Annotated in this window: 8 protein-coding genes; 6 read left to right on the forward strand and 2 right to left on the reverse strand. The window is 61.1% G+C overall.

Going from position 1 to position 8,676, the window contains the following annotated elements:
• Positions 1-411 precede the first annotated feature (411 nt).
• From KVQ74_RS29010 to KVQ74_RS29025, 4 genes are all read left to right on the forward strand, one after another.
• On the forward strand, positions 412-1,758 hold the full coding sequence (locus KVQ74_RS29010; RefSeq protein WP_217834795.1) for a hypothetical protein: 1,347 nt from the start codon (positions 412-414) through the stop codon (positions 1,756-1,758).
• A 35-nt stretch (positions 1,759-1,793) separates the two neighbouring features.
• Positions 1,794-4,019 (forward strand): Ig-like domain-containing protein, encoded by a 2,226-nt coding sequence (locus tag KVQ74_RS29015; protein WP_217834796.1) that lies wholly within the window; start codon positions 1,794-1,796, stop codon positions 4,017-4,019.
• Positions 4,020-4,092: 73 nt separating this feature from the next.
• Positions 4,093-4,554 carry a curlin gene (locus KVQ74_RS29020; RefSeq protein ID WP_217834797.1) on the forward strand — a complete coding sequence of 154 codons (462 nt, stop codon included), beginning with the start codon at positions 4,093-4,095 and terminating at the stop codon, positions 4,552-4,554.
• A gap of 27 nt (positions 4,555-4,581) precedes the next feature.
• The gene (locus KVQ74_RS29025; RefSeq protein WP_217834798.1) at positions 4,582-6,033 is read left to right on the forward strand and encodes a curlin; all 1,452 of its coding nucleotides are present in this window, start codon (positions 4,582-4,584) and stop codon (positions 6,031-6,033) included.
• Between the two features lie 68 nt (positions 6,034-6,101).
• Here the strand turns inward: KVQ74_RS29025 and KVQ74_RS29030 are convergent, their stop codons facing one another.
• Positions 6,102-6,824 carry a hypothetical protein gene (locus tag KVQ74_RS29030; protein ID WP_217834799.1) on the reverse strand — a complete coding sequence of 241 codons (723 nt, stop codon included), beginning with the start codon at positions 6,822-6,824 and terminating at the stop codon, positions 6,102-6,104.
• 290 nt (positions 6,825-7,114) lie between these two features.
• Between KVQ74_RS29030 and relB the strand changes: the two genes are divergently transcribed.
• Together relB and KVQ74_RS29040 are read left to right on the forward strand one after the other, a co-directional pair.
• A complete protein-coding gene (gene relB, locus KVQ74_RS29035; RefSeq protein ID WP_217834800.1) occupies positions 7,115-7,321 on the forward strand; it encodes a type II toxin-antitoxin system RelB family antitoxin in 207 nt (68 codons plus the stop codon).
• On the forward strand, positions 7,311-7,580 hold the full coding sequence (locus KVQ74_RS29040; protein WP_217834801.1) for a type II toxin-antitoxin system RelE/ParE family toxin: 270 nt from the start codon (positions 7,311-7,313) through the stop codon (positions 7,578-7,580). The genes relB and KVQ74_RS29040 overlap by 11 nt, the downstream gene beginning before the upstream one ends.
• Before the next feature lie 149 nt (positions 7,581-7,729).
• On the opposite strand, the gene KVQ74_RS29045 is transcribed toward KVQ74_RS29040, so the two are convergent.
• On the reverse strand, positions 7,730-8,110 hold the full coding sequence (locus tag KVQ74_RS29045) for a DUF6124 family protein (RefSeq protein ID WP_217834802.1): 381 nt from the start codon (positions 8,108-8,110) through the stop codon (positions 7,730-7,732).
• Positions 8,111-8,676 lie beyond the last annotated feature (566 nt).

The raw sequence follows: 8,676 nt of genomic DNA on the forward strand, positions 1-8,676 counted from the left end.
CCGGATGAATCCCGCAACGAAGGAACCCCGAGCCTAAGCGAGGGGCCGAACGCCGGGGCCCAGCGTTTTGGTTCCTTTTGGGCGTTTGCAAAAGGGACTCGCCGTAAGGGCGAAACCGCCATCAGCAACACCCCAAAAAACGGATATTCACCCCAAACCCCAAGACCCTGGTCGGCCCAAAAGCCGCCAAGCCCTTCCCCAAAAAACAGCAAAAACCCAAGAGAACCCACACCCCCCAACTCTGGGGACTCTCGCCCTATCCCCCCGTAAAACAGAAACTCCCATCCCCGACACAACCCCCGCCCCACAAGCCCGCGCCGCAAAAATCATCACATTGGTATGGAAGTTGTACAGCCCCCCTGCAACTGACCCATCCCCGTGGGACAGGTACTTTGATAGAGGGATTAACTCATGCACCCTTTACTGTCCAAAACCGCGACCGTCCTGGTCGTGAGCGCCTTGGCCCAGGGCATCGCCCAGGCCGCTTTGTTCGCCGTCGACCCCGGCCCCTACACACCGGCCAACGGCGGTTTTGCCGGCTGGTATCAGGACACCCACGGCCGCACCCTGGACCTGTGCCTGTCCAAAGCACTCAGCTCGCGCGTCCCCAGCACACCCGGCACGCCGTCGTACATGTGCTCGCTGCTGCCGACCCCTGGCGTATTCGATGACACCCAACCGGTGGTGTTCCCCACCAACTTCCCCGACGAAGCCTTCTGGTTCACCGCCGACGCCTCGGTCGTCGACGCCGCCCGCGGCATCGACCTAGGTTATGTCGCGGCGGTTGAAGCCGCGTTCGCCGCCGAAGAACCGGTCGAAGGCGATCAGGTCAGCTTCGCCCGGATCCGCATCCGGGTCGACGTTCCGACCGCCGGCACCTACGTGATCACTCACCCTTACGGCGTCGAAGTGTTCACCGTCGACACCCCCGGTCGCCGCGCGATCAACATGACCCGCGACATCGGCATCGGCACCCCGAAAACCTACGACGGCGCGCTCAAGGGTGACATCGGGCCATTCCTGCGCAGCGTCAACGGGCCGTACACCGAGACCAACCCGGTCAGCGGTGCCGCCGAACAATTCGTCGGCGACCCGAACCTCGAAGAGGCGGTGACCGGCAGCCCGTTCAACACCAACTTCATCCGCATCGAAGGCCCCGGCGGCATCGACCTGCGGACCACGGTGTTCGCGATCTCCGGCAAGTTGTCCACGGTGGTCCGGCCTACCCCGCTGATCACCCAGCGCAGCACCTATTCGCGCACGCCCGGGGTCAGCGCTCCGATCGCCCAGCAGGACGTGTTCGTCCAGGCCCCGCCTGCACCGGCTACGGTCGCGGTCACCAGCAGCACTCCGGTACTCAATCTCAAGGAAGCCGACAGCACCGGCGCCTGGTACGCGCAGTCGTCGGCCAACCCGACCCTGCCGACCACCCTGCAAGTGACCGCCGACAACCACCTCGCCATCGCCAGCAGCACGCCGACCACCCTGCCCATGACCCTGACCGACCTGGTGGTGATCCAGCGTGCCGAGTACAGCCTCAGTTCCGGGCAACTGACCGTGGTGGCCTCGACCAGTGACGAAACCTCGCCGCCGGTTCTCACCGTCACCTCCGGCAGCGGCGCCGCCATCGGTGCGCTGGGTGGCGACGGCGCGGTGAAAACCCTGGCGACCGGCATCTCGCCGATTCCACCGGCCAAGGTTCGGGTGACGTCGTCCAACGGCGGCACCGATACCGAAGAAGTGGTCATCGTGCAATGAACGCTCACATGCCCAGATCCGCATCAGGAGGCATCATGAACAAGTGGCCACGCTTTGCGCTCAACGCGCTCGGGCTGACTCTCTCGCTGACCGGCAGTGCGTTCGCGCAACTGGCCGCCGTCGATCCCGGCCCCTACACCTTCGCCACCGGGAAATTCCCGATGTGGTATCAGGACAACAACCTGCTGTCGATGGAGCTCTGCCAGTCGCGCGCCGCCAGTTCGCGGGTGCCGGTCAGCACCCCACCGGCCTACATGTGTACGCTGCTGCCGGAACCGGGCATCTTCGACGACACCCAACCGATGGTGTTCCCCGACAACTGGCCGCCGGAAGCCTTCTGGTTTCTCGCTGAAACCAACATTGCCAACAACACCGCCGGCTATGGCATGGACGCGTATGTCGCCGGGATCGAAGCGGCGTTCGCCTCGGAAAATCCGGTGGATGGCGATCAGCAAAGCTTCGCGCGGATCCGCATCCGGGTGAACGTACCAACCGCTGGCACCTACACCATCACCCACCCCTACGGCGTGGAAACGGTCAACGTCACCACCCCTGGCCGGCGGGCGATCAACATCACCAAAGACATCGGCATCGGCGCGCCGGGCAACTTCAGCGGTGCGCTCAACGGCGCCATCGGGCCGTTCCTGCGCAGCGTCAACGGGCCGTACACCGAAGTGAACCCGGACACCGGCGGCATCGAAACCTTCGTCGGTGACCCGAACCTCACCGAAGCAGTGACCGGCAGCCCGTTCAATACCAACTTCGTGCGCATCAGCGGCCCCGCCGGCACCATCGAAACCAGCCTGTTCACCGTCGCCGGCAAGGTGCTCGACAACCGGCAACAGACCCAGGTCGCCATCGAACGCGCGACCTATCGCCGGACGTCGGCGGGGGTACGTGCCGAGGTGTTCGCCAAGGCTGACAACAGTTCGACCCTGTGCTTTCGCGAAAGCGTCGCGCTGCTCCCCGGCCCACCGCCAACACCGTGCCAGACCAGCCTGTTGGGCGACAACGGCCTGTTCTTCGGCCAGCGCCTGGGCACCGGCACCCTGCCTTCGGTGGTGGTCGTGACCGCGACCAACCCGGCGGGCACCACCCGACCGACCTCCGTGTCGAGCAAACTCACCGACATCGTGAAAGTGCAGACCGCGCGCTACAACTGGTCCAACCACAGCCTGCTGATCGAGGCCACCTCGACCGATGAAGTCGCGGTGCCGGACATGGTCGCCCAAGGCTACGGACGGCTGTCGAAGACCGGCACCCTGCAACGGATCACCGTGGCCGACCTGACGCAGCCACCGGCCACCATCACCGTCAAATCCGCCGCTGGCGGCAGCGACACCGAGCCTGTGGTCGTGGTCGGCACCGCGCCGGACACCGGTGAGAACCAGGCGCCGCTCTCCGTCGCCGACACCGGCAACACCAGCTTCGGCGTGCCGATCACGCTCAACCTGGTGGCCAACGACAGTGACCCGGACAACAACGTACCGCTGACCATCACCGCGTTGACCCAACCGGCCGCCGGCCAGGGCACCGTTGCCCTGAACGGCACCACCTCGGTGGTCTACACCCCGCCAGCGGTGGTGAACACCACGTTGACCACCAGCTTCACCTACAAGGCCCAGGACGCCAAAGGCCTGGCCTCGGTGAACCCGGCCACCGTGACCATCACCGTCGCACCGAACCGGCCACCGACCGCCGTCGCCGACAGCGTCGCCACCCTGGGTGTCGCCATCCCGATCAACGTGTTGGCCAACGACACCGATCCGGAAGGCAACACACCGCTGGGCGTCGCCAGTCTGACCCAACCGCCGGCAGGACGCGGCACGGTCAGCACTGACGGCACGGTGATCACCTACACCCCACCGGCCACCGTGACCACGGCCTTCACCACGACCTTCACCTACATCGCCCGGGACAGCTTCGGCGCCCAGTCGACGCCGGCGACGGTCACCGTGCAAGTGTCGCCACGGCCAGCGGCGGAGACGTTCACCATCACCACCTCGACGGTGCAGGCACGCTCCGGCAACCGCTTCAACTGGGACTTCGCCGGCACCTCGTCGGTGACCACCGGCAACACCATCACCGTGCAGGTCACCACCCCGACCGGGCTGGTCACCCTCGGCACGACGACGGTGCCGGTCACAGGTCGCTGGCGGCTGACGCTGAACAATACGAACGTGGTGCCTTCGGCCAACCCGACCGCCACCATCCGTTCGTCCCAGGGCACCGTGCGCACGGTGTCGGTGACCACGCTGTAAACGCGTACCTCACCCACCTTCGGGTGGGTGAGGCCTGACGTAGAACCGGTTGAAGCCCGACAGGACCTTTGCCATGAACAAGTCGACCGCCGCCCTGCTTTGCCTGCTCCTGCTGTGCAGCAGCACAGGCGTGCGCGCCGACGACCTGATGGAAAACGATGACCTGGCACCTTCGGCCGATCTCGGCGAGCTGCCACCGCCGGTGGGTCAGCAAGCGCTGATCGACCAGAACGGCCAGGCCAACCTCGCGCTGCTTTCACAGAACGGTCAGTCGCTGCTCGGGCGGATCGTGCAGTCGGGCAGCAATCAGGAGGCGTACATCCTGCAACAGGGCAGCGACCTGATGGCGCTGATCACCCAGAACGGTTCCGGCAACGCCGCTTCCATTACCCAGAACGGCAGCCACAACCGCGCGCAGATTTCGCAAAACGGCAACAACAACGACGCCAGCATCGAGCAGGCCGGCACGGGGCTGCAGAGCGCCGTGACCCAGTCGGGCAACGGAATGAGCGTCTCGGTCAAGCAATACCGCTAAAGCACTGCAACCCTTGGAGAGATCATCATGTTCAAATTGACGCCCCTCACCGCCGCCATCCTGGTCATGATCAGTGCCCAGGCGATGGCCGACGACAGCTTTTCCACACAAAACCAGAACGGCACCGCCAACATCGCCGATGTGAAGCAGACCCAGTCCTCATTCGGCACCGTCACCCAGCAGCAATTGGGCCAGGGCAACGACGCGGCAGCCGTGCAGGATCATGCCAGCAGCACCATCAGCCAGACGTCGGTCGGTGACTACAACGCCGGTTACGCCGAGCAACTGTTCGAAGACAACGGCACCATCACCCAGCAACAGGTCGGCGCCTTCAACACCGCCCACGCCAGCCAGTCCCTGGGTTTCGGCACCCCCAACCAGGCGCTGCAACAGCAGCAAGGCACCGGCAACTTCTCGTTCGTCTACCAGGACTCGCAGAACGGCAGCGAAGGCAAGACCTTCCAGTTCGGCGACAGCAACGAAGCCAACATCGAGCAACTGTACGAAGGCACCGGCAACAGCTCGGTGATCACCCAGTACGGCACCGCCAACTACGGCACCGCCGAACAAGTGCTGCACAACGGCGGCCAGATCGGTATCAACCAGGCCGGCGAAAGCAACTACGCCTACGGTGACCAGCGCAACGGCACCGGCGGCAACATCACCATCAATCAGTTCGGCAACCTCAACGGCACCGAAATCTGGCAGGACACCCAACTGGCGAGCCAGGCGACGATCAACCAGTACGGCGACAGCAACGAAACCGTGGTCGACCAGAGCTTCGGCGAAAACAACACCGCCGCCGTCACCCAGGTCGGCAACCTCAACGCGATCTACGCCGACCAGTTCGAATCGATCAACTCGACCCTGGCGCTCTACCAAGTGGGCAACGGCAACGTGCATTTCACCTACCAGAACGGCGACGGCCATGTGCTCAACGCCACCTCGGTGGGCAACGACAACAAGGTCTACGCCAGCAACTGGAAAGGCCCGCAATCCGGCGGCCAGTTCGGCAGCAACCAGCGCGCCACCGTCAACCAGGCCGGCAATGGCAACATCGCCAGCTTCACCCAGGACGGCGTCGGCCACATCATGACCACCAACCAGACCGGCACCGGGAACAAGACCACCATCAGCCAGGCCGATTCCTACAACGAGCTGTACTTCGATCAGAACGGCAGCGACAACATCCTCATCGCCGACCAGCGCGGCACCACCAACCTGATCCAGGGCTCATCCAACGGCTCAGGCAACAGCGCCGAGTTCGACCAGTCCGGCACCGGCAACCAGGCGTACACCGCGCAGTTGTATGGCAGCGACAACCAGATCAGCGTGAAACAGGCTGACACCATGAACGTCGCGTACGTGACCCAGGGCGGGACGGGGAACATTGCCAATGTGGATCAAAGCGGGATGACGCAGACCGCGACCATCCAACAGTTCGGGTCGGCCAACCAGGCGACGGTTTTGCAGCAGTAAGTGTTGGGTAAAAAAAACCGCGATCCTCGGGTGAGGGGATCGCGGTTTTTTTTTGCCTGCAGGACGATTCAGCCTTCGCTGCTCTTCACGACAGAAAACATCATGCCTGTGTGGTCACCTGTCCTCGCCGAGTATTTGAGGTCGCCTACCCGACGCTCGACCGACTCTTCAGAATTGAACTTCACAATGGATTCATGGAACACGTCCATCACCATCTTTTTGTTCTCCTCCACTGGAATGTCAGGATTGAGTGCCTCTGTGGTCGCCAACAGAACCGTCAACATACGAAGCTGTTCCGCCTCCTCCTCGTTTGGAGAGATGTTGATGATGATCAAGTCGACGTTGCCGTCATTCTTGTCAAGGGTTCCCATCATCGCCAGGTCCTGGCTGAAGATGTACTTGAACACCCCCGTGACACCGGTTGTGTCGACTTCAAAATCGGCGGCTTTGTATTCTTTTTTGTATCGACCAATAGCGGCGTTGAACGCGTCATGGAACTCGTCGACGCTCAATCCCATGGAAGTCGCAGAAGGTGAAGCGTCGCGCTTGGCGCTGGCGGAGACGACCCCCGACCCGCCAAAGCTTCCGGCCTGGTGAGCCTTCGTGGAGGAATAGGTGAGAAGAGCGAAAGAAACTCCGCTCATGACCAACCCTGCCAGGAACAGGCTAAACCGGCTCGGGATCCGACCGGTTTTTCTGTCCCTGAAAAGCTTCGGCGCTATCACACCAACCACCCCAATCAAGGCGGACGTCACGGTAAACAACAGGGCCAGCACGGACAGTATGAGCACTTATTCATTCCTTTTGATTTGATTTGCACACTGAAAATGATGGCATTCTAACGTCGCCCATGGGTAAAAGCCCATGGTTGGGTCCTACGGAAAAACGGAACGTTTTCAGAAGCTTCGGGAATTTTCTGACGAGTTCTGGCGGTTGGCCGTCGGAAGTGCAGGCTCTAGGATTTGCCGGGACAACTTGATCCTCATGCTCATGGAGCTTGGCCCACATGCAATTCATCCACACAGCGACGACAGCGATACCGTTACCGAATAGACTTCCAGGCACCAAACCCGGAGGTTCCATGATCGACCCGTCTTTGATCGACCCACTGTGCCCGGTTGTTTCGGATCTTGATCCTGAGGAGCAGGCTGCGAGTTATGACCGTTGGTTGATAGCCAAAGTGCAGGCTTCCATGAATGATCCACGCCCGAGTATTCCTAATAATCAGGTGATGGCCGAAATGCATGCCCTGATGGAAGCAAAGCGTAAAAAACACGATGCAGGTTGAGTGGCAGCCCGAAGCCAGGGCTGAACTCCTGCACATTCTTGACTACATCAGTGACCGTAACCTCAAAGCGGCTAACAGGCTTTCCAACGCTATTGAAGCCGCAACAGTTACCCTTGCCAAACATCCACATCTCTATCGAGTGGGGCGAGCTTCCGGAACTCGTGAGATGGTTGTACATCCCAACTACTTGCTTATTTACCAAGCCGTGGGCCGGATAAATATCTTGAGCGTTGTGCATGCACGTCAGGAATATCCGTGACGTAGTGCTCCCTCACAGCATGATCAACCTGACTCATACAAAAAAGCGCTCCCTTTAGGGAGCGCTTTTTTTGCAGATATTGCATTCGTTGAGAAGAAAAAACGCGGTAAAAACGCAACCCTGGTTCTAAGTCGCGTTTTTTGGATTGTTTAAGGTTGCAGCTCTACATGATCAAGCGCCTGATTGACCGCCAGCTCCGCAACCATCACCACCTGGGCGATGCCCAGTGCGGTTTTGCGGTGGGAGTGATCGAGGGTCGCGGCGAAGTTGCTGAGCATCTCGGAAGCTGAACCCAGGGTTTCGCTGGCATTGGCCAGCAGTGATTCGGTGTTGTAGGCCGGGTTGGCGAGGTACATGCGTTCGGGTTCACGGGCGGAAAGCATGATGAGCGCGGTTGGAGCCAGGTAGTGATCGAGGGCGCGTTCGGCGGCGTCGTGGAATTTCTTTGAGTCGTGAGATTCGTAGGGGGATGTAGGGTCTGAGGCGATGGGAGCTTCGGATTCAGGCGGGTTGGGTGTTGGTTTTTTCATGGTGTTTCTCTCTCATTGATAGTGGGCTGGCCCATCCGACTTCCAGGACAAATGGGTGGCAGCTGTACGCAGGCTGGAAATCCGGGAGAGAGAGCAACCCGGCAGACACGAATGTCTCCCGCGCACAACCGCCATAACAGCGTGCACACAATGAAAGTGCGCAAGCATACGTTATGAAAACTGTGTTTGCTCCCCCGTATCTTCGGGTTTCCAGGCCCGGTCACTGAATTGGCAGTGACGGGTAAAGGCTAGAGACCGCGCTTCCGACGGACAACCTGAAAACCTTGTGGGAAGGATCCGTTGATTCAGACATTTTTTTAAACAGACTTTAGAGCGCTGCCCTCACCCTAACCCTCCCGAAACGTCGGACCGCCCGGAGGGAGAGGGAACTGACCACAGCGGCAGCAAGGAATATGTACACCCGCCAAAACCAGGTCGGCCCAAAGGCCGCCTTCGCGGACAAGCCCACTCCCACAAAAGCAAAAGCAAAAGCAAAAGCAAAAGCAAAAGCCGTCCACCTCCGCCCTTCACCACTCAACACAATGAGCGTTAGCTCGAGTACCGCT

Source organism: Pseudomonas botevensis (assembly GCF_019145475.1).
Lineage (GTDB): Bacteria > Pseudomonadota > Gammaproteobacteria > Pseudomonadales > Pseudomonadaceae > Aquipseudomonas > Aquipseudomonas botevensis.

Excerpts from the sequence above, each read along its gene's own strand:
- KVQ74_RS29010 (WP_217834795.1), top strand. The coding sequence starts at position 412 with ATGCACCCTTTACTGTCCAAAACCGCGACCGTCCTGGTCGTGAGCGCC.
- KVQ74_RS29015 (WP_217834796.1), top strand. The coding sequence starts at position 1,794 with ATGAACAAGTGGCCACGCTTTGCGCTCAACGCGCTCGGGCTGACTCTC.
- KVQ74_RS29020 (WP_217834797.1), top strand. The coding sequence starts at position 4,093 with ATGAACAAGTCGACCGCCGCCCTGCTTTGCCTGCTCCTGCTGTGCAGC.
- KVQ74_RS29025 (WP_217834798.1), top strand. The coding sequence starts at position 4,582 with ATGTTCAAATTGACGCCCCTCACCGCCGCCATCCTGGTCATGATCAGT.
- relB (WP_217834800.1), top strand. The coding sequence starts at position 7,115 with ATGATCGACCCGTCTTTGATCGACCCACTGTGCCCGGTTGTTTCGGAT.
- KVQ74_RS29040 (WP_217834801.1), top strand. The coding sequence starts at position 7,311 with ATGCAGGTTGAGTGGCAGCCCGAAGCCAGGGCTGAACTCCTGCACATT.
- KVQ74_RS29045 (WP_217834802.1), bottom strand. The coding sequence starts at position 8,110 with ATGAAAAAACCAACACCCAACCCGCCTGAATCCGAAGCTCCCATCGCC.